The sequence below is a fragment of the Parabacteroides johnsonii DSM 18315 genome (genome assembly GCF_025151045.1).
In the GTDB taxonomy this organism is placed as follows: domain Bacteria; phylum Bacteroidota; class Bacteroidia; order Bacteroidales; family Tannerellaceae; genus Parabacteroides; species Parabacteroides johnsonii.
Genome location: NZ_CP102285.1, coordinates 2,166,517 through 2,191,354, shown reverse-complemented (window position 1 = coordinate 2,191,354; position 24,838 = coordinate 2,166,517). Strand labels below are relative to the sequence as shown.

Below are 24,838 nucleotides of genomic sequence, written 5' to 3'. Positions count from 1 at the left end.
TTTAGTACTATGCAGAACAGACGTGAGTTTTTAAAGCGAGCTTCGTTAATGCTCGCAGGGGGTATGGTGATGCCTCAGTTGTTATCTTCTTGTGCAGGAAAAGCGTCAGCTTCCGAGTCCTCCAAGTATATTGGGCTTCAGCTATATTCCTTAAGAGACCTTGTAAAAGAAGAAGGAATTCAGAAGGTATTGGAAACAGCTTCAAAGATGGGCTATAAGAATCTTGAAACAGCCAGCTACGACAATGGTAAGATCTATGGTTTGGCTCCGGCTGAGTTCAAGAAGATGGTGAATGACTTGGGCATGAAATGTACGAGCGCTCATTTAGGTCAAGCTTTCACAAAGGAAAAAGAAGCCGAAGTGATGAGTTGGTGGGATCAGGCTATCGATGCCCATAATGAATTAGGTGTCAAATATATGGTTCAACCTTGGATGCCGGTTACCGATCAGACGACTTTGGACGATTTGAAAATGTATTGCGACTATTTCAACACTGTCGGCTATAAAACAGCAGCTGCCAGCATTGCATTTGGTTACCATAACCATGCTTTTGAATTCCGTAAAATCGAAGACCAGTTGATCTACGACTTCTTGCTGGATAATGTAAGTCCGAACCATGTATTCTTTGAAATGGATGTATATTGGGTACAGGAAGGCGGTGGTGATCCAGTTGCTTACCTGAAAAATCGTCCGAGCCAGTTCAAGGCAGTCCATATCAAAGACGAAAAGGAAATCGGTGCCAGTGGTAAAATGAATTTCAAACCTATTTTTGATCAGATGTATGCCAACAACATCAAAGACTGGTATGTTGAAGTTGAACAGTATACCCAAAACGATCCGGTTGCCAGTGTCCAGCAGAGCTATGATTACCTGAACAAGGCGGATTATGTAAAGTAAGAAGTAGTTTGTATAGTTTTTAAATGTATCAAAAAAGAACCAGGTATGCGGATGAACGCGTACCTGGTTTTTTTGATACATTTCTAATTTATTTAAGAGACCTTGATTATATTCATCAGGTTGTTCCAATCCTCCGCCAAAGCTGTCATGCTGGGATAAAGCAGGTCGGCGCCGGCATCGAGTAAAACCCGGTCATCCAAAGGGCCGGTATTGACCGCTATCGTGAAGATCCCTGCAGCAACTCCTGCTCGTACACCCATCGGAGCATTCTCTACGACAAAAGCTTCGTGAGACTTGACACCTGCTTTTTCCAACCCCATTAGATAGGGTTCTGGATGAGGTTTACCTAACTTCACGTCAAAGGCCGTCACCATCTTCTCCCGTTTGAAATAGCCAGGGTAGGTATGTTCCAGTTTGTTGATCAAGCTATGTTGTCCGGAACCGGTTACGACAAGTGTTTGTAAGCCGGAGGCTCTTACTTCTTTCAGTACTTCGGCCGCTCCTTGCATTGCCTTTCCATCGTTGTATTGATTGAATAAGACTGCTTTTTCTTCATAGATGGATTTCTTTTCCTCATCGGTCGCATCCCTCTGGAAAGTCTTTTGGTATAACTCGTTGATCGTGCTTTCACCTGTCCGGCCTTCATACAAGTAGAATAGTTCCGGGGTGGAGATCAGCTGGTGGTGGGTAGCTGTTTCGTACCAGGCACGGGCATGAAAACGCATGGAATCGTACAAGATACCATCCATATCGAAAAGTACGGCCTTGGGAGCAAGGAAAGTTTGTTGCTGCTTTTGCAGATATCGGGCGATTGCTTCTTGAATCATTTTTTTATGCTTACTAATAGATATTTTTCAGGCACGATCCTTTTGAAAGGGTCGTGCCTGAAAATTGTTTGTGCTATGTGATTGCTGATTACAACCGTGCGCGGATCGCTTCGCTTTCCTTTTCGTAACCTGGTTTGTTCAGCAGGGCGAACATGTTCTTTTTATAGGCTTCTACACCCGGTTGGTCGAACGGGTTTACACCTAACATATAACCGCTGATACCGCAAGCTCTTTCAAAGAAGTAGAATAACTGGCCGATATAGTAAGGACTTACTTCCGGCATTGTGATCTTCAAGTTAGGAACACCACCGTCTACATGGGCCAACTGAGTGCCCAGTTCTGCCATCTTGTTCACTTCGTCCACACGTTTGCCAGCGAGGAAGTTCAAGCCGTCCAGGTTTGCTTCGTCTGTCGGGACAACCACTTTGTGATTCGGTTCTTCAACAGAGATAACGGTTTCGAAGATCGTACGTTCACCATCCTGGATCCACTGGCCCATAGAGTGCAGGTCGGTTGTCAGATCGACGGAAGCAGGGAAAATACCCTTACCGTCCTTACCTTCGCTTTCACCGTACAACTGTTTCCACCATTCAGCGATGTAGTGAAGTTTCGGGTGGAAGTTAGCGAGGATTTCAACTTTCTTGCCACTCTTATATAATTCATTACGGGTAGCAGCATAGATTTCCGCCATGTTTTCTGCAAAAGGAACGCTTACGTCTGTTGCTTTTTCCATTGAAACGGCTCCAGCAACCAACTCGCGGATGCTGATACTGGCAACGGCGATAGGCAGCAAACCAACCGGAGTCAGTACAGAGAAACGGCCGCCGACATTGTCGGGGATAATGAATGTTTTGTAGCCTTCCTGGTCAGCCAGCGTGCGGAGAGCCCCTCTTTTGGCATCCGTGATGGCGACGATACGGTGTTTTGCTTCTTCTTTACCAACGGCGTCTTCCAATTGCTTTTTCAGCATACGGAAAGCCAGAGCCGGTTCGGTTGTCGTACCTGATTTGGAGATATTGATCAGACCAAACTGTTTGCCTTTCAAGATTTCGCAAAGTTCGTACAGGTAATCTTCGCCGATGTTGTGTCCGGCATATACCAGAACTGGGTTTTTACGGTCCGTATGTAACCAGTCGAAGCTGTTATTCAATGCTTCTACCACTGCTTTTGTTCCTAAATAGCTACCGCCGATACCGATAGCAACAACAACTTCACATTTGGAGCGAAGTACGTTAGCTGTATTTTCGATATCTGTCAATTCAGCATCTGTAATAGAAGAGGGTAGGTGCAACCAACCTAAAAAGTCGTTACCTGCTCCATTACCATTCTGTAAAGTAGCATTACATTCGTTAGCCTTTGCAGCCTGAGCATACACCTGTTCTTTCGTTACGGTACCCAGTGCTTTGTCAATGTTAAGACTGATGTTCTTCATATTTACATTATTATTTAAATGTTTCAGTCAACTGCCGTATCGCGGTAGTCGGCGATTTCTTTTCGTATAGAATACTATATAAAGTATCCAGAATCGGCATGTTTACTTTATATTTTTCGTTTATCTCATGGATACATTTTGTTCCGTAATATCCTTCGGCGATCATCTCCATTTCTAGCTGGGCTATTTTGACGGAGTAGCCTTTTCCGATCATAGTTCCAAATGTACGGTTCCGACTGAAGCGGGAATATGCGGTTACCAGAAGATCACCGAGATATACTGAATCTGTTACATCTCGTTCCAGGCCATGTACGGCGTTAAGGAAGTTACGCATCTCTTCGATCGCGTTGCAGATGAAAACAGCCAGAAAATTATCTCCATATTTCATGCCGTGGCAAATACCTGCGACGATGGCATATACGTTTTTCAATACGGAAGCATATTCAATACCTGTAACATCCTTGCAACAGGAGTTGTTCAGATACTGGTTCTTGAATACGGAAGAGAAAGCTCGTGCATTCTCGATATTCGGGCAGGCCAGCGTGATGTAGGACAACCGTTCGAGAGCGATCTCTTCGGCATGGCACGGACCCCCGATAACAGCGATATTGTTGATCGGGACACTGTAGTATTCGGCAAAATAATCGGCAACGAGCATGTTTTCGTCCGGAACGATCCCTTTGATGGCCGAAATGATGAATTTGTCCTGCATGGAAGTCGTCACCTTCATCAAATGTTGTTTCAGAAAAGGAGATGGGGTGGCGAAAATCAAGGTGTTCGAATCTTTGATTACTTCGTTGATATCCGTGTAGAATTTGATTTTGTCAGTATCAAATTTAACGGCGGAAAGATAGCTGGGGTTATGTCCCAGCAGCAGAAATTCTTCCACCTGGTCTGGCCGACGCATATACCAGTTAATACTATCTTGTGTAGAAAGTACAATCTTGGCTAAGGCGGTAGCCCAGCTACCACCTCCCATTATTGCAATTTTTCCGGGCAACTTCATAGTATTACTTTTATTTGGCTGCGCCCGAAATCCATGCCTCTACTTCTTCGGCAGTGGGGTTTTGCAATTCCAGTTTGTATTTCTTATTCATTTCGCAGAGTTCCTGTCTCAGTTTGTTGGGATTGACATCGGCCAATGTGTCGATTGTGATATATCCGGCTTTATGCAAAGCGGGAACCCATGCTTCATCAATACCCAATGCAACGTATTTGTCTGCGGCATCTTTCTTTACTGTCTTTTCCGGACGCATCTGCGGGAAGAGCAACACTTCTTGGATAGTTGTCTGACCTGTCATCAACATTACCAGACGATCGATGCCGATACCGATACCGGATGTCGGAGGCATACCGAATTGCAAAGCGCGTAGGAAGTCTTGATCGATGAACATCGCTTCGTCGTCTCCTTTTTCACTTAAGCGTAATTGTTCTTTGAAACGTTCTTCTTGGTCGATCGGATCGTTCAACTCGCTATAGGCATTTGCCAATTCTTTACCATTGACCATCAACTCAAAACGTTCGGTCAATCCCGGTTTACTTCTGTGCATTTTGGTAAGCGGGCTCATTTCGACTGGATAGTCGATGATGAAGGTTGGCTGGATAAACGTGCCTTCGCAGAATTCACCGAAGATTTCGTCAATCAGTTTGCCTTTGCCCATTGTTTCGTCGATTTCGAGGTTCAATTCCTTACAAATCGCGCGTATCTCGTCTTCGCTTTTGCCATTTAGGTCATAACCTGTCTTTTCCTTAATGGCATCCAAGATCGGCAAGCGACGGTAGGGAGCCTTGAAGTTAATCGTCTTGCCATCGACCACGCTTTCGTGTGTGCCGTTGACGGCGATGCAGATACGCTCCAATAATTGTTCGGTGAAACTCATCATCCAGTTGTAGTCCTTATATTGGACGTAAAGCTCCATACAAGTGAATTCCGGATTATGCGTACGATCCATACCTTCGTTACGGAAGTTCTTGCCGATTTCGTAGACACCTTCGAAACCTCCGACGATCAATCGTTTCAGATATAATTCGGTTGCGATACGCAGATAGAGGCCGATATCCAGTGAGTTATGGTGTGTGATGAATGGACGTGCGCTTGCACCTCCGGGAATGGATTGCAGGATCGGAGTTTCCACTTCCGTATATCCAGCTTCGTCTAAGGCGGTACGCATGGTCTTGATAACTGCCGCACGTTTCATGAATATATTCTTTACACCATCATTGACTACCAGATCCACATATCGTTGGCGATAACGCAATTCCGGGTCGTTGAATCCATCATATGCTACGCCGTCTTTGTATTTGACGACCGGTAGCGGCTTGAGTGATTTGGATAATACCGTTATCTCTTGTGCATGGACGGAAATTTCACCCATCTGTGTACGGAACACGAAACCTTTGATTCCGACAAAATCTCCGATATCTAGCAATTTCTTGAAAACGATGTTATACAGATCTTTATTTTCTTCCAGGCAAATGTCGTCACGAGAGATATAAACCTGTATTCTGCCTTCTGAATCCTGCAATTCCATGAAGGAAGCCTTTCCCATAATGCGGCGGCTCATGATACGACCGGCAATACTTACGGGACGGGGCTCTGCATCGTCTTTAAAATTCTCTTTTATCTCTTTGGAAAATGCGTTCGTTACATACTCAGCTGCGGGATAGGGCTCTATCCCCATCTGGCGTAACTGCTCCATGCTGTTACGTCTTATGATTTCCTGTTCACTCAGTTCTAATAGATTCATTACGCTATTATTTTGTATAATACGGTGCAAAAATACAAAACTTTTCTTACTTATTGCCTAAAAACGTATGTGACTTTACGCTTTATGTTCTTAAAAGGTATTGTTTTGTAATGGAAAAGGCAGATTACGTATAGCTTCGGGCAGGAAGAAGCGGACATCTTTTCCAGTCTCGAATGCTTTGCGTATAAAGGTTGAAGATATTTCGATCAAAGGGGCGTCTACCTTTTTTATGTGAGGATATTGTGCCGGAATTTCAACATCGAATCCTTTGCGCGGATAGATGAAGATCGGATAATTGGAAATGATGGCTTCGTATTCTACCCACCGGGTAATATGTTTCCAATTGTCCGCACCCATGATGAAATAGAATTCACGGTCCGGATAACTTGCTTCCAATGTCCGGAGTGTCCGGATGGTATAAGTGGGCTTCGGAAGGGAAAACTCGAAGTCGCTGGCGTGGAACTTAGGGTAACCTGCGATGGATTTTTTTACCAGTTCATAGCGAAGCTGGTCATCCATCAATTCTTCCTTCTCTTTTAGCGGGTTGTGGGGGGTGATCAGAAACCATAGTTCGTCCAGCTCCGTAAATTCACACAGCCAGTTGGCTAATGCCAGATGGCCGATGTGAACCGGATTGAATGAACCAGAATAAATACCGGTTTTACGTCTGCTGGCCGTATTTTTTTTCAGTCCCGTTTCCACTTGATGATATTTATGACTTGTGCACCAAATACCAGTCCGGTACCGGTCGCTATGATATACTCCTTATGATATAGGGCGGTTGTACAAGTGGCAAGAGCGACAAATGCTATACCAATGAATGTATATAGCCATTTCTTGGATAACTTCTTGCCGTTCATGCTTTTTCAAGAAATCTTTTTATCACTTTTAGTGCTTCTTTTTGTGCGACTTCCAGCTTGTCGTTCACCACTATTACGTCAAATTTGTCGGCAAAACCCAGTTCAAATTCGGCTTTGGCAATGCGGCTTTCGATTACTTCCGGAGCATCCGTACCACGTTCTTTTAGGCGACTCCGCAGATCTTCGATCGAAGGGGGCTGAATAAAGACCGAAAGAGCACGGTCACCATAAAACTTTTTGATGTTGCAACCTCCTACGACATCGACATCGAATATGACGTTATCGCCACTCATCAACCTTCGTTCCACCTCACTTTTCAGTGTGCCGTAATATTTATCGGTATAGACCTCTTCGTATTCCAGGAAATCTCCTGCTACTATACGGGTGCGGAATTCATCCGGTGTAAGGAAATAATATTCCACTCCGTCTTTTTCCGTACCACGTGGGGCCCGGCTGGTAGCCGAGATGGAAAAATGCAGGTTCAGATTCTGTTTCAGCAGGAAATTGATGATAGTGGATTTGCCCGAACCGGACGGTGCGGAGAATATGATCAGTTTGCCAGCCATATATCGTTTTTATAATACGTTTAATACTTGTTCTTTGATCTGTTCCAACTCGTCTTTCATCTGAACGACAAGCTTTTGCATCTCGGCATGGTTGCTTTTCGAACCGAGGGTATTGATTTCGCGTCCCATTTCCTGGGCGATGAAACCGAGTTTCTTACCTTGTCCGTGTCCGCTCTCCATCGTGCTGATGTAATATTTCAGATGATTGTCCAGGCGGTTCTTTTCCTCGTTTACGTCCAGTTTTTCGATATAATAGATCATCTCCTGTTCGAACCGGTTTTTATCGTAGTCCTGTCCGGCAATCTTTTCGAGATTGTCCATGATACGGGCTTTGATTTTTTCAATCCTCTCCTTTTCGTAGAGTTCTACATCTGAAAGCAGACGGGCGATATTGGCAATTTTCTGTTCGAACAACTTTTGTAACATGGCGCCTTCCTGAATACGGAAATCACAGAGGTGCCTTATGGCCTCTTTGATCGCTTTCTCAACCACATTCCATTCCTCTTCGTTCACTTCCTGGGTCTCTGTCTTGATCACGTCCGGCATGCGGAGTAGGGTTTGGAACCAGTCAGCGGGAAGTCCGATGTTCAGGCGGTCGGCAATATCTTTAATTTGATTGTAGTAGTTTTCTACCGCAGCCAAGTTGATCTGTGTGGGTGTGTCTTTACCTATATATTCGACGAATATATTAAATTCGACTTTTCCACGTTCAAGCGACTGGAGTAACAAACTGCGTATTTGCATTTCTTTTTCTTTATAGATGGAAGGAATGCGGGTAGACAAATCCAGTTGCTTGCTGTTCAGAGCCTTTATTTCTACGGTTACTTTTTTAGAAGGGAGTTCGGCTGTAACCTTACCGAATCCAGTCATTGATTGTATCATTGTTCTAAAAATTTGTGCAAATATAGCTAATCAATTGATAATTGACAATTAACAATTGACAATTAATTGGAAAAAGCCGAAACCTTCCGTGCCAGCCTTAATAAAATCGGTTTTGATCATGAGATTACAGTTATGTTTTATATTTTTGCATCCATTATTAACCGATTGGCTTTTGACATATATTTAATTGTCAATTGCTGGTTGTCAATTGCTGGTTAAAATGTCTTGTATATTAAATATCGAAACATCGACTTCTGTATGTTCTGTAGCGTTGTCTATGGATGGTGAAGTCCTTTTTGAGAAGGCCTCGTTCGACGGTCCTTCGCATGCAGCCCTATTAGGCGTATTTGTTGAAGAAGCTCTTTCCGCATTGAAAAAGAAGGAGGGAAAAAAACTGGATGCCGTAGCGGTCAGTAGCGGTCCCGGTTCCTATACCGGACTCCGTATCGGAGTGTCTGTCGCTAAAGGCCTTTGCTTTGGTTTCGGTATTCCTCTGATCGGCATTCATACGTTGGACATCATGGCTGCTACTGCCTGCAGTAAGGGCGATTCGCAAATCGTCTCTACTACTGAGGACCTTCTTTATTGCGCTATGCTGGATGCCCGGCGTATGGAAGTTTATGCGGCTATCTACAATGCTTCTTTAAAGCCTGTCCGCGAGACGAAGGCTGATATTGTGGAAGCCGGCACGTATGCTTCTTACTTGGAAAAAGGGAAAGTTTGTTTCTTTGGCAACGGTGCCTCCAAATGCAAACCGGTCATCACTTCTCCGAACGCCATCTTTATCGAAGATATCTATCCTCTTGCCGTAAACATGATTCCGCTCTCGGAACAAGCCTTTGCCGCTGGCAAGTTTGAAGATACCGCCTATTTCGAACCGTTCTACCTGAAAGAGTTCCAGGCGACGGTTGCGAGGAATAAGGTGCTGGCAGCACGTTGATTTTCTATAAATTATAGAATAGATGACCACAGATTTTAATTGAATATTAAATAATAATTCTGTGGTCATCATGTTAGGAATCGTGATCTTTTTACCTCAAAATTCACTTTGTGTAAATAGAAAGACAATTTCACCAGACGGATTCATGAAACCGGCCGTGAGGGCACTTTTCCCATCATCAAAACAAACATAGGACCGATTATTAGAAAAAGGGCGGATGATATTTGACGCATATATAGCATCTCCTTTATTATCCATTAGAACTCCTTCTTCCGAAAGCCATAAATTGTTGGATGGCCAATGCTCTTCGTTATAATTGTCAATAAATAGTGGCATTTTTTTTGAAAGACCTACGACTTTGAACTCTCTATCAATAATGAAAATGAAGTTGTGATTAGGATCAATTTCTCGATAAGGACTTTCTTGGCTAAAATTGACAAATGCTTTATTATTGTAAAATGGTGTCATTTTATAAATAAAGTCTAAAACAATTTTTCCTGTTTTATCAATGAGGCAACTGGGGCCTTCTCTCCTGCTAACTAAAGCTACACCTTCAGAAAAGGGCATAGGTTCACGTGCATACATCGCTGGTATCTGGAATGTCCCATTTGTGTCAATGAATCCCCATTTGTCATTGGTAGTTAATACAGCAGCATACCCATCATGGAAGTCTTGCACCATTTTGTATTGAGCTTTTACGACAGTATTGCCTGTATGGTCGATAAATCCCCATAATTTTTGGTCATAATCATAGTAAGCAGATAAGCCGTCATTAAAAGGACGCATTGGTTTTGAATTTTCCCATTTAACAGTGAAATACAAATGAGGAAAAATCAATTCGCCTTTGTTATTTACATAAACAACTCTCCTTATGTTAAGATGTTTATTTTTAGGGTCAGGCATTGTTTGGGTTGCGGTAGCTATCCCTTGTTGGAAATTAGATAAATTATTGATGTTGGTAAATTGTGAGACTATTTTACCTTGTTTATTAATGATATAAGAACCTTTTGGATCTCTAACAGGACAGTATCCATTTTCAAATTCAGGCATTTGTGAGTTTCCTACTATGGTCCCAAAATGAAGTTTGTAGTCTATTATCTGAGTCCCAGTAGTATCAAACACTCCCCATCCTTTTTGAGGATGACAAGCCAAACAAACACCGTCTTTGAAATATTCGGTGCATAATATGGTCTTGTTTTCTATATAGATAATTTTTGTTTTATTCGTTTTTTGAGGATTTATTGGAGATGAATTATCTGTATACGCACTACCTATGTAAAGTTTGTTTTTTGTGACTGTTTTATTATTATCTGTTTGTGACTTTTCTTCTGTCTCTATAGCCGTTTTTTTATCACTGTTTACGGCTTTATTTACATCATTTACCGTTTCCAATACTTTCAATGTCTTTTTTAAGAATGACTGAGCGTGGGTAGTTGTAGTAAACAAGAAACCACACATGGAAATGCAAATAATATTGCCAATTTTGTTCATTGTTTTTGAATTAAAATGTTGTGTGATAAATTAGGTATAACCAAAGAGCCATACCCTATTTATTAGATTTGTTTAGGAACTGATTTTCCTCAACTCGAAGATAATCTGTGGTCAGAACTTATCAGTTTGAGTTTGGATCGTTTCCTGTTTTTCACCATTCATATTGACAGTGACATTGACGGATGTCGGTTGTGCCTGGTAGGGCATACGGTTTTTAGGATCTGCTCCATAGCGATTTGGGCCTACCGTGCCATCGGCAAATAGCATATACAGGCCTAAGATGAAGTTAACGATTGGTATCAATGCTAATAGTAAGAACCAACCGGACTTGTCTACATCATGCAGACGTTTTACATCTTGTGCAATAGTGAACCAAATACCACCGGCCAATGCAGCGATGCCGATTAAAACTCCAATGCCGAAACCGCCTCCGGAATTGCTGGCAGCTCCGAATACGGCGGTTCCTACTCCAAGCCAAAAGGCAATACCGGTTACGACACCGCCAATGATAGCGGATAAAAGGTATTCGATTCTGCGAATACGTCCTTCAAAAGAAAAAGGTGCTTTAAACATAAAATAATAATTTAAAAAATGAGAAAATAAAAATTTATAGAACTTTTCCCTATGTTTTAGCATAAGGCTTTTGTTGTGCTATTTTGTAAAATAGTTGTTTGGTTGCTGAATTGCCCTATAATTCCGAAAACAACACCGATGCTGCCACCTATCATGAAACCAGGCCAAAATGCATCGAATATCCAATACGATAACCCTCCCACTATAAGCCCCGGAATCAAGGAAGCCCCAATTAAAAATAAAGCTATCTTAAAGGCGATTACAACCAATACGAAGGCGACAAAAAGGCCGATGATTTTCAAGATAATTTCCATGATATTTTTGTTTTATTGATTCAATTTGATAATCCGTGGTTTTTCCTTCTCATATCCCGGCATACATTGGCCTATATCGGCACCTATGTAGGTCGGGTCGCATATCAGGTAGCGTTTGTCACCAGTGCGGATATAGCTGCCCGGGATTTCCTTTTCTATCCGGACTCCTGTAGCCACATGGTCGCTGTAATGCAGCAGGACGATCTCTTGTTTCAGCAGGCGGCGGACTAGCCAGGAGAAGAAGATCGCTCGGTCTTCGCAATCGGAATAGGGGTAGTAGAAAGTCTCTTCGGGGAAGAGCGATCGTTCGCGGCCGAATTGCTGGCCGTCTGTCTGGTAACGGAAAGCCGATTGGGTGAAATGCAGTAAAAAATTCAGGGCATCCTCCCTGCTCAACGGGGCTATCCGGCTTCCCAATCCTTGGCAGGTATTTTCGGCGAAAGCGACATCGACCGGCATATCGGCATAGACCGCCAAGTCCGTGTGGGGCATATCGTTGAAAAAGGAGATCCTATTTTGGTTGACCGGACTGTTCAGGCTGCAATCCCGGTATGTCCTGTTTGTGTCGCGGTAGTCTTCGGCCAAGAGCATCGGCTCCGTGATGGCGAGGCTGAACGGGCGTTGTTTGTTTCGGGAGAGGGATGGCAATGTCCGCACCGGGGTGGCGGATGGCTTTTCCCCGGCGGTGAACAAGTAATATTTCTTTCCGTTTTCCGGCAGGTAGCTGTAAGCATATACTTTTTCTTGGATGGGAACTAATAGGGCTACTTCTTTGTCTATAATCCCCATTTTGATGTCGTAGCCATATGTATGTAAGGCGTAGTGCATGAAAATGGTCCGAGTGTTGTCGTCTTTCAGCTGGGGTAATTGTCTGGCTGTTTGCTTGAGCAGGCAGAAAAAAGCCCAGTCGTTCAGCCGCATTTCTAATTTTACGGTAATCAAGTCGGTAAACAATGAGCCGTTTTTTTGTTTGCCAAATTGTTCCCACAAATCGGCAATCTGTTTTTCGCGGACTTGTGCTAACTGGCAAGGTTCGATGTTGTGGGTAAATTGTAAGGTTGATCCGTAAAAAGCTATTTGTACGTTATATTTTCCGACCTCTTTTTTCTTCTCTTCGAAGATGATGGGAGGAAGAGGCGGTGTTTGCAATCCGTCCGGTTTCGGAGCAACAATCAATTCGCTTGTCTTCGAAGGCCGTTTCTGTGGAGAGGCGGGGGGGAGATTGTCCGGTTTTGGGCGTTCGAATGGCTCGATCCCCTTTTCTAATCTGTATTCCTGCCAAGTCTGGCGCAGGTATCGGGCGTATTCCCGTTCGTTTTGCTTTTGGTATTCGGCAAACTCCGCCCGCATCTCTTTCCGCATTTGTTCGAATATCTCCCGGTCGCTTTGGGCGTGTCCGGACAGGCAGAACAGCCCGATTAGGCATAATATATAAACATCTCTTCTCATGGCAGGATTGTTTTATGGTGAGGAAAAGGGAGGAGGTGTGCCTGTCTTATTCAGACACGACCTCCTCCGGTAAGATTGTGGATTATTGAGCTTTCTCGTAATCGTAGATGGCTTTGATTTCCTGATTGCTCAAAGCACGGTCGTAGAAACGGATGTTGTCTATTTTCATGCTGCCGAAAGTCAGATTTTTATAAGCCCCTTCACCATCTCCTCCGATCTGGATCTTGGTCGCTTTCCCATTGTTGCTTCCTTCATCGAAATTTCCATCGGTCGTATCGATCAGCTTCCCGTCAATGTATAATTTTTTTATGCAATCGCTGCTTGTGTAAGTATCCTCGTTCGGGGTACAAATCAGAGTGACCATGTGCCATTGGCTGTCTTGGAGCGGTTTGAAGGAATAGGAGAATAGATAACTGTTATAAAAGTCATAATATCCGGTCGTAAATTCGAATTTACCGTTTGAGTCGGCTAATAAGCCGGGTACGTTGTAAGTCTTGTTGCTTGGGCAAACAGCGTTGAATATGACACCTGCGCCGAAATCTTTCAGCCACAGGGAGACGCTATAAGATGTTTTTGCCTTGAACGGGTTGTGAGGGATGTTGACGAACTGTTCCTTGGTGCCGTTGATGAACAAAGCTTTCCCTTTTCCATTCGGCGTATTATCTACGAATGTCGGGTTGTTCATCAGAACACCATTCATTTGGTTGTCTGTCGCATCGTCGGCATTTTCGTTATCGAACGTGTAGTAGGCCATCAGTCCGGCAACAACATTTTCTCCACTTCCGGGTTGATCTGGATTGTCCGGATTATCGGGATCATCCGAGTCTTCACCATTGCCACCTCCGCTTGCCAATATCGTGACATCGGCTGCACCGGCGTTGGAAGTGATGATGATGGAGTAGCTGTAGTTCTTCCCCTTTTCGAGTTTGCTACGGTCTATTTTGACGGTTACGGAACTTCTTTTGCCGGGAGCCGTGTTACCGGCGGATGGGGTGATTTCAGAAATCCAGTCGCAATCTTTTTTGATGGTCCATTGCAGTTCGATTTTCCCGCTGTTGCTGATTTCGAAAGCAGCCATATTGTTGCTTGTCCCCAAATTGATTTCCGATTTGTTCACTTTCAGGTAGCCGTCACCGGGGCGGAGCAGGATGTCGCATTGGGCGGTTTGTCCCGGCACGACTGTTACGTTGCCTACATTCGTCTGGTAGCCGTCTTTGGCGATTTGTAGGGTGTATTGTCCTGCTTCGAGTGTTGTGTATTCAAAGCGGCCGTCACTTCCGGTCACCGTTTTCTTCCCTCCGGGGTTGATGGTGACGCTGGCTGTCCGGATCGGTTCGCCGGTGGCTTCATCGGATACATAGCCGTGCACGTTGCCGTATAATTCCGGCTCCTCTTCCGTACAAGAAGTGGCTGTCAAACCTAAAGCTAAAAACAAGGCAAACAGCCATGAACAAGAAAATTTAAAGATAGGATTCATATCGTTTTTTTGTTTTAAAATTGATAACACAAACGGACTCCGTTGCAATCGGGCGAAGCAACGGGGGTGAAAGACAGATGGCTTTTCTTGACAATGGTCCGTTTTTTCCCATTGGCCACCAAAGCATCGATCAAGTTATATAGGTATAGGGCAGCCGCGCTTCCGATGCAGACATCCCGGAATGTCCGGCAATTGTCGGCTTTGTCGGCATAGCTGCGTATGTGGTCGGCGTTTTGTGTCCGGTGCATCTTCTTCGAATAGTTTTTCCGCATATTCTCGAATGCGACCGCCCCTCCGGCCAAAGCCGCTTCGCCACCTAATATGCAGACTCCTTTCACTACGCTCCCTTTGTAGATTTGTCCGCATCCGGGGATGATGGAGCGCACCAATCCTCGTGCTCCGTATTTGCGTGAGAAGGTGACTTCATCGAAGATAGCCGTCTCGCCCGGGTGGACGGCTACGGCGTAGAGCGTGAAGCAACGGTATTCCCTTGCCCGTCCATTGTAAGAGACGTATTCCCAATATTCGTCTATTTTCTTGTAGATGACACGTTGCGTTGCCCCTTTGCTCTCATATTCAAACTCGATATAGGAGCTCTCTTTCCCGGAAGCCTGTTCCAAACTTCCGCCTGACCGGATCGTCCCGCCGATCTCCCTGTCCTGTTTGATCTTTTCGGCCAGGTCGAGGATGCAATCGTAGCGGGCTTTAGCCAACGTGCTGCCTCCGGCTTCAGCGATCCGGTAAACGAATGTCCGGTTTCCGGGGGCAGGGGTTTTGTCGGCAAGCCAATCGGGTTTGGATGGCTCCGAACGTTCCAATATATCCTGCCCGTGGGCCGGACCGGATATATTCAGAAGGGACAGAACGAAGAGCGTTGTTATTATATAATGTATGTTCATTCTATGTCTGGCCTTTTGTTTACGTGTTCCCGGATCTTGTCGGCATATTTTTGGTCAAGGTCAACATTGTCCAAGGCTTTTTTCATGGCTGCTTCCCGGCTGGCCTGTGCTTTTACCTCATCGATCAGGTAATGTATTTCGCAATCCAACTTGCCGTCTTGGCGGTTGCGCACCAATGTATAAGCCTCTTTGAGGTCTCCCCGTATCAGTCGTTCGACGGTACTGGAGTAGGCTGCGTAGAGGTTGTCCCTTTCCGTGCCCAAGGCTTGTGACAATTGGGCATCGCTGTCGATCGCCCCTTTGACCAGCCGGGTCGCGGTTGCCGCATAGCGGTTGCTGGCGTTGGCTGCTGCCGCTTCCTTCCCGATGCTGACGACAGCGAAGTTGTTTGCCGTACCGGTCACTTCGACAAGGTCCGGGTTTTCGTTCAGGCGGTCGATCACGGAAGAGAGTACGCCGCGAAGTGTTCGCGAGGAACCCTGTATCTGCCAACCGGCAGTTTTGTATTCAGCGAGTTTTTCACTGATTTCATCTTGCACACTGTAGTGTGAGGCCTGTTTTTTACTGCCACATGAAAAGAACAGGGCGATAGCTGCGAGTAGGAGTAATTGGGTGGAATAGAACTTTTTCTGTTTCATGTTTGTTTGTTTTTTTTATGTTGTGCTTTCTATTGGTTGCAAATGTATTTGCTTTTTGTCTGATAGAATTTATCTTAAATTAAGAAGTGAGTGATATAAATACATAATTGTTTATTCAATATATACTATCATATTTGTTTATAAGTATTAGTTAATCAAGTGTATATATGATGATGGTTGGTGGTTTATACTATCATGATCAACTATCATACTATCATAATCATAATGGCTTAAATGAGGTTTTAGAGTGCTCTAAAACATAGGACTTATAGGAAATAAATGTGCTATAATGTTTTGTTTTACAATATATTATTTGTATATTTGTAGTGAAGAAAATACTCCGAGACCCGGGTTTAAACATCTGAAAGACCCGGGTGTGGAAACCGGTAATATCCGGGTCTGAAAAGTGTTAAAATAGGGGTTCTGACGTAGTTCTATGCATTGTTTAATGTTAAATATAATATCTTATGGCACATTTTTATGTAGTCCGGCAAAAACTGGACAAGACGGGAGCGGAAGATAAAGTACGCTATTATGGTGTTCCGGTTACGCGCGGGCGGGTTTCAACGAAAAAGCTGGCTGATTTGGTTGCCGATCGTTGCTCGTTGAGCCGAGGTGATGTGTTCGCTTCGGTTTGCGAGATCGGAGGGATGATTCTTGAATTGTTGAAAGACGGCCATTCTGTGGAGTTGGACGGGTTGGGTGATTTTTATCTTTCGGCAGGGAGCGAAGGCTTCGAAGATCCGAAAAAATGTACTCCCCATCGGGTGAAGGCGCGTCGTGTCTGTTTCAGGATGGCTCCCTGCGTGAGAAAGAGCATGAAATTTGTCAAATTCGAAAGAAATCCTTGGTAATGCAAATCACATATTACAGGCATAAAAAAGGCGTGTTGCGGATGCACTCGCGTGATATGGAATATATTGTCGGGTTGCTGAAAAACGGCAAGGATGCGGAAGGGATACTGTCGGTTCGTCGAAAATTGAATATGGCGTTTTTAGCACGAACTACGGATTTGTCCGGAAAACTACCGGTTCTGGCTTTTGGTTCGACGTTCAAGAAGAGTGGCGATGGAATACGGTTGAGGCGCTATAACGGATATGTTTTGTTGGAAGTGAATGGCTTGGGAAGCCAGAGTGAGGCGGAGGCCGTCCGTCGTGAAGCTGCCGCCCTGCCGCAGACCTTGCTGGCGTTCGTCGGGCTGAGCGGACGTTCGGTCAAGATCGTGGTTCCTTTTGTGCTGCCCGACGGCTCGTTGCCGAAAAAAGAGGAGCAGGCCCGTATGTTTCATGCTGCGGCTTATCAGCTGGCGGTGCGGCATTACCAGCCGCAGTTGGGCAGCATTATATCGTTGAAGGAACCGTTTCTGTCGCGGGGTTGCCGGATGAGTGTGGATCCGGACACCTATTACAATCCGGATGCGGTGGCGATCCGGATCGAGCAACCTTTGCAGGTGCCGGACGGGGGTGACTTGAAAATCGTACCATCTCCGGTTCGGGATCCGTTGGAGATGATGGCTCCGGGAGCGGATCGGAACGGGCAGATCGCCACGCTGTTCAGTGTCATTCTGATGGAGATGACGCGTCGGTTTTCAGAAAGCCCGGAAGATGATATCCAATTGCTGTTCATTGACTTGGCGCAGGCTTGCTGCCGGCTTGGAATACCGGAGGAAGAGGCGGTGGGCTGGACATTGCGCTATGAGGCTTTGAAAAAATATAAGATAGATATCCGTATGGCTTTCCGTACGGCATATACGTTGGAGAATATTTCAAACCGGGCAGAGCCGTTCTCTTCCATCCCGCCATCCATGTCGTTGGTGTTGCGGCTGGACGAGTTTATGAACCGGCGTTATTTCTTCCGGACGAATGAAATGAGCGGAGGAGTTGAATATTTGGACCGTTCGATGATACAGTTCGTTTACAAGCCTTATACGACGAAAGTTCGGAATTCCATTTGCCTGGAAGCCCAGCAGGAAGGGTTGAATGTATGGGACAAGGATATCGACCGGTATGTCAATTCCGATCGTGTTCCGGTATATCATCCTATCGACCATTTTCTTGGGAATCTTCCGGCTTGGGACGGGAAAGAACGCATCAGGGCATTAGCCGGGCGTGTCCCTTGTGACAATCCGGTATGGGGCGATTTGTTTTACCGTTGGTTCCTAAGCATGGTGGCACATTGGATGGAACTGGATTCGGAGCACGGGAATAGTACGACACCTCTGTTGGTCGGTGGCCAAGGGTGTGGAAAGTCCACGTTTTGCTTGAATTTGTTGCCACCGGTGTTGCGTCCTTATTATACGGACAGTATCGATTTCGGCAATCGCCGTGGGGCGGAGTTGGCTTTGCATCGGTATGCGTTGGTTAATATTGATGAATTTGATTCAGTGAAAAGTTCTCATCAAGGTTTTTTGAAGCATATCCTGCAAAAGGCGGTTGTGAACACCCGTTTGCCTTATCAGAGCGCGAGCCGTAACTTGCGTCGCTATGCCACGTTTATCGCGACCAGCAACAATTATGATTTGCTGACGGATCCGACCGGTAGCCGCCGTTTCATTTGTGTGGAGGTGAAGGACCGGATCGATTATGCCCAGCCGATCGATTATGATCAGTTGTATGCGGAAGCGAAAGAATTGTTGAGGCGTGGTGAACGTTTTTGGTTTACTCCGGAGGAAGAGGCACTGATCACTGAAAACAACAGGGATTTCCAGCAGCAGCCAGCTGAAGAGCAACTGTTCTTGCGTTATTTCAAGATCGCGGAGGATATTGAAGAGGTAAAGCCGCTTCTGGCGTCCGAAATACTGGATATGATCGCGGAGAAACAACCTGGTTTTAACATTACAAAAACGATGATCCTTAATTTCGGCAAGCTTTTGAAGCGGAATAGCGTGCCGAATAAGCGGACGATGAGGGGGACTTGTTATTATGTGGAAGAGGTAGATGGTTGATATATAACCGATTGACTAATTTTATGTATGATGGTATGATAGTAGCCATGACAGTTGTTTTGCGAACTGTCATGGCTGTTTTGTGTTGATATATAGTTAGTTGCTGAGTGGTATGATGATATGATGGTTATTTCTTTTCGAAAATCAATTCTCCGGCAGTGGTTTCGTCCGGGAGGTAAACGAATGTAAGTACCAGCCTTTTTTTGTCGATTTGTACAATCCTATATTCGTTGTCGTGTGTATCGTCTGTCAGTGATAGGCGCATGATGATGGATTTGTTTAATAATGTGTAGGTTGTCCTATCTTTTACTCCATTGAATGTTTCAAAAAGGCCGCAATTGTCGCAGTTGTCATTTTTTTCGAATGTCAATGTGTAATTTTTGACCGGCTGGGAGACTCCCGCTTTCTTTTGGGAGATTAGTTTCCAAGTCCCAACAAGGGAGGATTTTTCGAATGTTTGTTGTTTAGGTGTTTCGCTATTTGGGGCTTTTGAGGAGGGGGATGGTGCGGCCATTTCGTTCAAGAAATATCCGGCTGTGCCGTATAGGATGACTCCTGAGATGAGGCAGGCATAAAATAATTTCATTTTGTTTGAAGCCGCCAATCGGTTGCAAGCCAAATAAAACAGATAGACCCCTCCGGCAAGCAACAGGGCTCCTATGTAAGGGATGAGGAATAGGGCAATTTCCAGCAACAACCAAAGTGCGTAATAAATGAGGGCTGTCGTGAACAGTGGCATGATGAAAATATTGATGATGATGGTGTATAGGCAACCGCTCATAGCGTCTTCTTCCACGCCTCGCGAAGAAATATTGAAAACGGAATAGGATGTCATGTTGAACAGAATGAAAGATAGGGGAAAGCCGAAAATAAACAATACCCAAAACAATTCATCGGACTCGAATACGTTTCCATTGATCGGGTTTGCAATGAATGACAATGCTCCTTGGATGATCGAATATATGCACCAAAGGGTCATTATGCCTGCTAATACGGTGCAAGACAGAAGGAGTGTCCTGCTTTCTTTTTTGATAGTATTTTTCATATTATTAGTTGTTTTTGTAATTTTGGAATACAAATTAAGGGGGTGGTATTGGATGAAAAAATAATATAGATTAAGAAATAGTGGCTTGGATAGCTTGAAAATGAAAGCATTTTTTGTAAACCTTGTTTATTTGCACTACTTTTGCTCCTCGATAAACCGTAAAAAGCGGAATATGAAAATACTGCATTATAGGGTATTCTTGTTTTTGATTATAAATTGGGGATGCATTGTGGCGGATCCGGATATACCGGAAGGGTATAATTCTTATGAAAAAGGAGGAGAGCCGGAAGCACATATTAATGTGTGGGAGCTTTCTCAATATAGTGCGGTTCTGAAAATTAATATTGCCAGTGTCGGGAACCGGAAGCTGACACAACTTCGTGCCTGCTATAGTGAAACCAATCCGTTGCCGGATACAACCGATTGGGTAAGAGATATTTATTTGCAATATAAGCCGGATCATGAAGAATTATTGCTTTCTCTTCCTGATCTTGAACCTGCAACTAATTACTATTGCCGTCTCTATCTGGCTAATTCAGATAGTGGTAGTTATACGAATAGCGTGGTCTTTTCGACCAAAGCTCCAAGTGATGATTCTTCGTGGGAGAAAGTGGCAAGTATTCCTTGGATAGAGGAACAGTACGCGTGCGGCTTTAACTTTGCCGATCGTTATTTCGCCCTTTCGTCACTTTATCCTGTGGAAGGAGGGAACAAACTAATCGAGTATTTGCCGGAAACGGATGAATGGGTGAAACGGTCTGTTCTACCTTTCGGCTGCCGGGTCGGACCGGTTGCGGTTGTTGCGGGAGGAAAAGGATATGCCGGGTTGGGAGATATAGAGGTGATAACCGAAGATGGTTCCCATCGGTATTATTCCCAGCAGGATTGGTGGTGCTATGACCCTGAAACGAATGAATGGGAACGCAAGGCTGATATTCCAGCCCGTACAACGGGAATGATGGCTGCATTCGGGATAGAAGAGAAGGTTTATGTAGTGACTTCGACGGATTACTGGAATTCAACTCCGATGCAAGTATGGGAGTATGATACGCGATCGGATGCTTGGAGCCGGAAAAGGAATTTCCCCGGTGATAAGTTGCAACGTGCTTCCTCTTTTGTGATCGGTGGTAGGCCTTTTGTCTTTACTGGAATAACGAACCGGATGGAAGAAGGTGGAAATGTGGATGATAACAAGGTGGAATATACTTCGTGCATGTGGGAATATGAAGCAAATACGGATACTTGGCACAGGCGTGTGGATTTTAAGGGAGGTGGACGCGAGCGGATGGTTGCTGTAGCCCTGGATGGGAAAGGTTATGCCGGGTTTGGCGTTCAACCAGTGACGGAAACATATCTGATACGTGCTGTTGACTGGTGGTGCTATGATCCTGATACGGATCGATGGGGCCGGAGGAGTGTCCTGACTGATTGGTTTAATATTCGGCCTTCAATTTCATTTGCATTGAGAGGACATGTGTATATCGGGAGCATTTATGATGGAGTTTGGAAGTATGCGGAATAATATTCTTTTTTTTGCTTGTATATGGTTTTGTGCCTGTTCCACGATGGATCCCGAAATTCCGGATTATGAGTCGTTGGAAAATGATCCTTTGCCGATTGCCACGATCAAATCGGCAAGTCGGGTTTTTTTGCGGGAGGCAACGCTGAGCATTGTTTTGTCACCTACGAGCAGCCGGATCCCCCGTCGCCTTTATTTATGTTACGGGAAAGATTCGGACCGGCCGGACACCTTGCAACTTAAAGTCGATTTGTTACCCTTGTATAAAGATGGGACTATCGATGTCAAAATAACCAATTTGCTTCCAGCTACCTTGTATTATTGTCGAGTATATGCCGAAACTCGGAATGAAAAAGGCTATTCGGATGTATTTAAATTCCGGACTTCTACATCGGACACGGATATCGCTTGGAAGAAAATTGCTGATTTTCCGGATCGAAAGGCTTTCTATAATCGGGCTTTCACCATTGGAAAGGATATTTATTTTCAGGAATGCGAAATGGATGGGCTGATGAATGTCGGTGGTACGGCTATATTGAAATTTACGCCAGCCTCGTGTATATGGGAAAAGTTGACCGATTTTCCAGGTGGTAAACGATGTGATCCGGTAATATATGTGATGAATGATAAAATATATATGGGGCTGGGACATACAACGAATGGTGATAGTCTTGTCAACCTACAGAATGATTTCTGGGAATATGACTTATCGGATCGTTCTTGGAGACCGATGTCGGATTCGCCGGGCTGTTATTCGGCTTTGATGGCTTCTTTTGTGTATAAGGATAAAGGGTATCTGATTTCAACGGGCGCAATGTGGGAGGAGTATCCGATGATGATCCGGATGTTTGATCCGGTTTCAGGGAAATGGACCAAAAAAGCTGATTTTCCCGGAGAAAAAGTGAGTAATACGTTGACCCTTGTGGCTGAAGACCGTATATTCGTCATAGGCGGGAGTTTTGTCTATGGCAAGAATCCTGTTCATTCCAACTGCTTGTGGGAATATGTGCCGGATACTGATACCTGGTTCAGGCGTGCGGATTTTCCGGGGACGGCTCGGTCGGATATGCATGGGTTTGTTATTAGCGGGCGTTTGTATGCTGGTTTCGGATATGAGAATATGCGTGGTGATTGGTTGGACTATACACGTGATCTGTGGGAATATCTCCCGGACCGGGATGTTTGGGAGCCTCGTGCAGGTATTACAATGTGGAAACCTGATTATTTCACGTTTTCGGCTGGTACGGACCAAGGGGGATATATCGGTTGTGCTAAGGACGGTTTATGGATGTATTCACCGGAAAAAGACAAGTAAGAATGATGAGAAGAGTGACGTTTATATGGATATTATTCTTTTTGATAGGATTGCAATTGTATGCCCAGCGTATTTCAAACGTCCGTTTCGAACCTTTTGGACGGGCAATACGGATACATTATACGCTGAGCCGTCTGCCATTTGATTCGTTTGCTGCACTGAATTTGTTTGTCAGTACCAATGGAGGTGAAAGTTTTATCGGTCCTTTGGTGCAGGTACAGGGTGAGATAGGGAAAGTGGCCGGCAACGGGGAGAAGTCGGTTGTCTGGCAAGTGATGGATGAAATAGGGAGGTTGGAAGGACAAATAGTTTTCGAATTGCGCGGAGAGGTGGTAAAGGAGAAGCAGAAAGCGGAAAATATATTGATGTATAATGTTTCCGGTTCTTCTTGTTTCGGGCTGATGTATGGACGGGTGGCACGATGGGGAGGTTATGTGAGGGGAAAAACGAATTTTTCATTTGATAATGCACCTTATACCTGCGATAATTCGGGTATTTTCAGTTATGAAGGGGAAAATGATTTTTATATAGTGGATAAAGCTTCCAAACGGAGCCGCCTCGGGATTACGGGGGGAGTCTTGTTCCGGCCTGCCGGTTGCCTGTATCTGTATGCCGGAGCCGGATACGGATATCGCCGTTTGATGTGGCATGCTGAAACTTTCGATTATCTGAGCGAACAGCGGACCGGAGATTTATGGGCTATTAATACGTCTAATAGTGCGGATGGTGTAGAGGCAGAGCTAGGGGGAATTTTCAGATATAAAAAACTGGCTGTATCTTTAGGGGTAAATACGGTCGGTTTTTCGTTTTTTGAGGTGAATGGTGCAATCGGATTGTTTTTTTGATGAAGGTGGTGATGACGATACAAAGTGCTGTGACGGAATTGGTCCGGAAGGAATGCGAAGCATATCGATTAGTTGATTTGGGCTTGTTGTCTTCTGTAGAGGAAGGGGTAAGCATGTTGTTGCCAGTGTTTGAGACGGCCGATCTTTCTGTTTTAGATGACTTTGCCCGTTTCCGTGTGTGGCGCAAAGAGGTGTTGTTGCTGTTTTATCGACAACTGGATTATGCCGGTTTTATTCGGGAAGCCGGAGATTCAGCCTCTTTCCGATGTTTTCTGCTCAGTTTGAAGAAGAGAATAATTGCGACGTTACGTGAACGATGTAAAGAGCCGACGATAGATAGGGAATTGGCTGTTCCGGGGAAAACACTTGCGTTTAAGTTATCTGCAATGTTGGACGAGGAGTTGTTTCAGAAGGAGAGGCGGGTTTTGCTAACGGTCGACACACCGGTACTATTAGAAGAGATCTGTTGGGATTATTGCCGAAGGTTTTTCCCTGTTGGCATGGAAAATCTGATGATACGTTTGGAAAGGGATGATTCTGAGTTTTGGAATGATTTATACCTGACTATAAAAAAGATAGCTCATACTGTCACATCCGGACAATCAGTTTCAATACAATATAGGAAGGATGTTTTGCAGGAGGTGTGGGCGGATACTTCTTTGTTGTTGCACGGTAAGGTTGTGGAGAAAAATACTCCGGCCTTTGAAACGCCTTTGCATTTTCGCAATTATATAGCCCGGATGTGCTTGAATAAATGTAGAGAAGCCATTCGAAAACATAATTTTCCGGATATCATGCTAACTGTTACCGGAGAAATGCATTCAGAGGCTTTTTTGTATGAAGAAGAGGCAAAAGATGATATTGGTTTGCAGAAAGGGAATTTGCATGATATTGATTGTGAAGATGAAGAAGAGGTAAGACGTGGCCTGACTGTTGTCCTTTGGGATAAATTGGAACCTTGGTACTCGGAATTGACTCGGGGGATCGAAGAAAAGACCGAACTGATATTTTTACATTATGTGGAAGGCTTGTCTTATGAAGAAATTGCCGCAATGAAGGATACGAGAGTTTCTGTTGAGGGGCGGAGCCGTTTGGTCGGTAAGCTGAGACAGGATGTTGTCCGTACCCGACGTCTGTTAAAGCTGCGTTTTGTAGAACTATTGAAAGGAAAGTAAGAA

General features: G+C 44.6%; 24 protein-coding genes. 8 read left to right on the top strand and 16 right to left on the bottom strand.

Annotation, left to right across the window (positions count from 1 at the left end; all coding sequences use genetic code 11):
- Window positions 1-9: 9 nt before the first annotated feature.
- The gene (locus NQ564_RS08935) at window positions 10-897 is read left to right on the top strand and encodes a sugar phosphate isomerase/epimerase family protein (RefSeq protein WP_008150320.1); all 888 of its coding nucleotides are present in this window, start codon (window positions 10-12) and stop codon (window positions 895-897) included.
- 92 nt (window positions 898-989) lie between these two features.
- On the opposite strand, the gene NQ564_RS08930 is transcribed toward NQ564_RS08935, so the two are convergent.
- The 8 genes from NQ564_RS08930 to NQ564_RS08895 all read right to left on the bottom strand — a co-directional run bounded on the left by NQ564_RS08930 (window position 990) and on the right by NQ564_RS08895 (window position 8,211).
- Entirely contained in the window at window positions 990-1,724 is a 735-nt protein-coding gene (locus tag NQ564_RS08930) for an HAD-IA family hydrolase (protein ID WP_008150319.1), read from the bottom strand.
- A gap of 88 nt (window positions 1,725-1,812) precedes the next feature.
- Window positions 1,813-3,156: a glucose-6-phosphate isomerase gene (locus NQ564_RS08925; protein ID WP_008150317.1), complete on the bottom strand. Its 1,344-nt coding sequence runs from the start codon at window positions 3,154-3,156 to the stop codon at window positions 1,813-1,815.
- A 10-nt stretch (window positions 3,157-3,166) separates the two neighbouring features.
- Entirely contained in the window at window positions 3,167-4,162 is a 996-nt protein-coding gene (locus NQ564_RS08920) for an NAD(P)H-dependent glycerol-3-phosphate dehydrogenase (protein WP_008150315.1), read from the bottom strand.
- 10 nt (window positions 4,163-4,172) lie between these two features.
- The gene (lysS, locus tag NQ564_RS08915) at window positions 4,173-5,903 is read right to left on the bottom strand and encodes a lysine--tRNA ligase (RefSeq protein WP_129650041.1); all 1,731 of its coding nucleotides are present in this window, start codon (window positions 5,901-5,903) and stop codon (window positions 4,173-4,175) included.
- A gap of 90 nt (window positions 5,904-5,993) precedes the next feature.
- On the bottom strand, window positions 5,994-6,605 hold the full coding sequence (gene nadD / locus NQ564_RS08910; RefSeq protein WP_008150310.1) for a nicotinate (nicotinamide) nucleotide adenylyltransferase: 612 nt from the start codon (window positions 6,603-6,605) through the stop codon (window positions 5,994-5,996).
- Window positions 6,590-6,763: a hypothetical protein gene (locus NQ564_RS08905; RefSeq protein WP_008150308.1), complete on the bottom strand. Its 174-nt coding sequence runs from the start codon at window positions 6,761-6,763 to the stop codon at window positions 6,590-6,592. Before NQ564_RS08905 ends, nadD begins: the two co-directional genes overlap by 16 nt.
- Window positions 6,760-7,329, bottom strand: a complete 570-nt coding sequence (gene gmk, locus NQ564_RS08900; RefSeq protein ID WP_008150306.1) for a guanylate kinase — start codon at window positions 7,327-7,329, stop codon at window positions 6,760-6,762. Before gmk ends, NQ564_RS08905 begins: the two co-directional genes overlap by 4 nt.
- A 9-nt stretch (window positions 7,330-7,338) precedes the next feature.
- Complete coding sequence (locus NQ564_RS08895) at window positions 7,339-8,211, bottom strand: YicC/YloC family endoribonuclease (protein WP_008150304.1); 873 nt, start codon at window positions 8,209-8,211, stop codon at window positions 7,339-7,341.
- A gap of 220 nt (window positions 8,212-8,431) precedes the next feature.
- On the opposite strand from NQ564_RS08895, the gene tsaB reads away from it, so the two are divergent.
- Window positions 8,432-9,151: a tRNA (adenosine(37)-N6)-threonylcarbamoyltransferase complex dimerization subunit type 1 TsaB gene (gene tsaB, locus NQ564_RS08890; RefSeq protein ID WP_039848231.1), complete on the top strand. Its 720-nt coding sequence runs from the start codon at window positions 8,432-8,434 to the stop codon at window positions 9,149-9,151.
- A 96-nt stretch (window positions 9,152-9,247) separates the two neighbouring features.
- Here tsaB and NQ564_RS08885 read toward each other — a convergent pair whose 3' ends face one another.
- From NQ564_RS08885 to NQ564_RS08855, 7 genes are all read right to left on the bottom strand, one after another.
- Window positions 9,248-10,642 carry a WG repeat-containing protein gene (locus tag NQ564_RS08885; RefSeq protein WP_008150297.1) on the bottom strand — a complete coding sequence of 465 codons (1,395 nt, stop codon included), beginning with the start codon at window positions 10,640-10,642 and terminating at the stop codon, window positions 9,248-9,250.
- A 111-nt stretch (window positions 10,643-10,753) separates the two neighbouring features.
- Entirely contained in the window at window positions 10,754-11,215 is a 462-nt protein-coding gene (locus NQ564_RS08880) for a DUF805 domain-containing protein (RefSeq protein WP_021863218.1), read from the bottom strand.
- Between the two features lie 56 nt (window positions 11,216-11,271).
- Entirely contained in the window at window positions 11,272-11,529 is a 258-nt protein-coding gene (locus NQ564_RS08875; RefSeq protein ID WP_008150292.1) for a hypothetical protein, read from the bottom strand.
- Window positions 11,530-11,541: 12 nt separating this feature from the next.
- A complete protein-coding gene (locus NQ564_RS08870; RefSeq protein ID WP_008150290.1) occupies window positions 11,542-12,978 on the bottom strand; it encodes a hypothetical protein in 1,437 nt (478 codons plus the stop codon).
- Window positions 12,979-13,060: 82 nt separating this feature from the next.
- Window positions 13,061-14,455 (bottom strand): carboxypeptidase regulatory-like domain-containing protein, encoded by a 1,395-nt coding sequence (locus NQ564_RS08865; protein ID WP_021863219.1) that lies wholly within the window; start codon window positions 14,453-14,455, stop codon window positions 13,061-13,063.
- A gap of 14 nt (window positions 14,456-14,469) precedes the next feature.
- The gene (locus NQ564_RS08860) at window positions 14,470-15,354 is read right to left on the bottom strand and encodes a DUF5683 domain-containing protein (protein WP_008150286.1); all 885 of its coding nucleotides are present in this window, start codon (window positions 15,352-15,354) and stop codon (window positions 14,470-14,472) included.
- Entirely contained in the window at window positions 15,351-15,992 is a 642-nt protein-coding gene (locus tag NQ564_RS08855; RefSeq protein WP_008150285.1) for a hypothetical protein, read from the bottom strand. Before NQ564_RS08855 ends, NQ564_RS08860 begins: the two co-directional genes overlap by 4 nt.
- 467 nt (window positions 15,993-16,459) lie before the next feature.
- On the opposite strand from NQ564_RS08855, the gene NQ564_RS08850 reads away from it, so the two are divergent.
- Window positions 16,460-16,846 carry an HU family DNA-binding protein gene (locus NQ564_RS08850; RefSeq protein WP_008150283.1) on the top strand — a complete coding sequence of 129 codons (387 nt, stop codon included), beginning with the start codon at window positions 16,460-16,462 and terminating at the stop codon, window positions 16,844-16,846.
- A complete protein-coding gene (locus tag NQ564_RS08845; RefSeq protein WP_165352363.1) occupies window positions 16,846-18,936 on the top strand; it encodes a BT4734/BF3469 family protein in 2,091 nt (696 codons plus the stop codon). Before NQ564_RS08850 ends, NQ564_RS08845 begins: the two co-directional genes overlap by 1 nt.
- A gap of 127 nt (window positions 18,937-19,063) precedes the next feature.
- On the opposite strand, the gene NQ564_RS08840 is transcribed toward NQ564_RS08845, so the two are convergent.
- Entirely contained in the window at window positions 19,064-19,981 is a 918-nt protein-coding gene (locus NQ564_RS08840; protein ID WP_129650037.1) for a lipocalin-like domain-containing protein, read from the bottom strand.
- Between the two features lie 172 nt (window positions 19,982-20,153).
- Here NQ564_RS08840 and NQ564_RS08835 point away from each other — a divergent pair, with 172 nt between their 5' ends.
- From NQ564_RS08835 to NQ564_RS08820, 4 genes are read left to right on the top strand one after another with little or no spacing between them, the layout of a single operon-like run.
- Window positions 20,154-21,503, top strand: coding sequence for a Kelch repeat-containing protein (locus NQ564_RS08835; RefSeq protein ID WP_008150269.1), 1,350 nt, complete (start codon window positions 20,154-20,156; stop codon window positions 21,501-21,503).
- Window positions 21,475-22,815: a hypothetical protein gene (locus tag NQ564_RS08830; RefSeq protein ID WP_008150267.1), complete on the top strand. Its 1,341-nt coding sequence runs from the start codon at window positions 21,475-21,477 to the stop codon at window positions 22,813-22,815. Before NQ564_RS08835 ends, NQ564_RS08830 begins: the two co-directional genes overlap by 29 nt.
- A 2-nt stretch (window positions 22,816-22,817) precedes the next feature.
- Window positions 22,818-23,660, top strand: coding sequence for a hypothetical protein (locus NQ564_RS08825; protein WP_021863226.1), 843 nt, complete (start codon window positions 22,818-22,820; stop codon window positions 23,658-23,660).
- Window positions 23,661-23,671: 11 nt separating this feature from the next.
- Window positions 23,672-24,835, top strand: coding sequence for an RNA polymerase sigma factor (locus tag NQ564_RS08820; protein WP_129650033.1), 1,164 nt, complete (start codon window positions 23,672-23,674; stop codon window positions 24,833-24,835).
- Window positions 24,836-24,838: the final 3 nt, after the last annotated feature.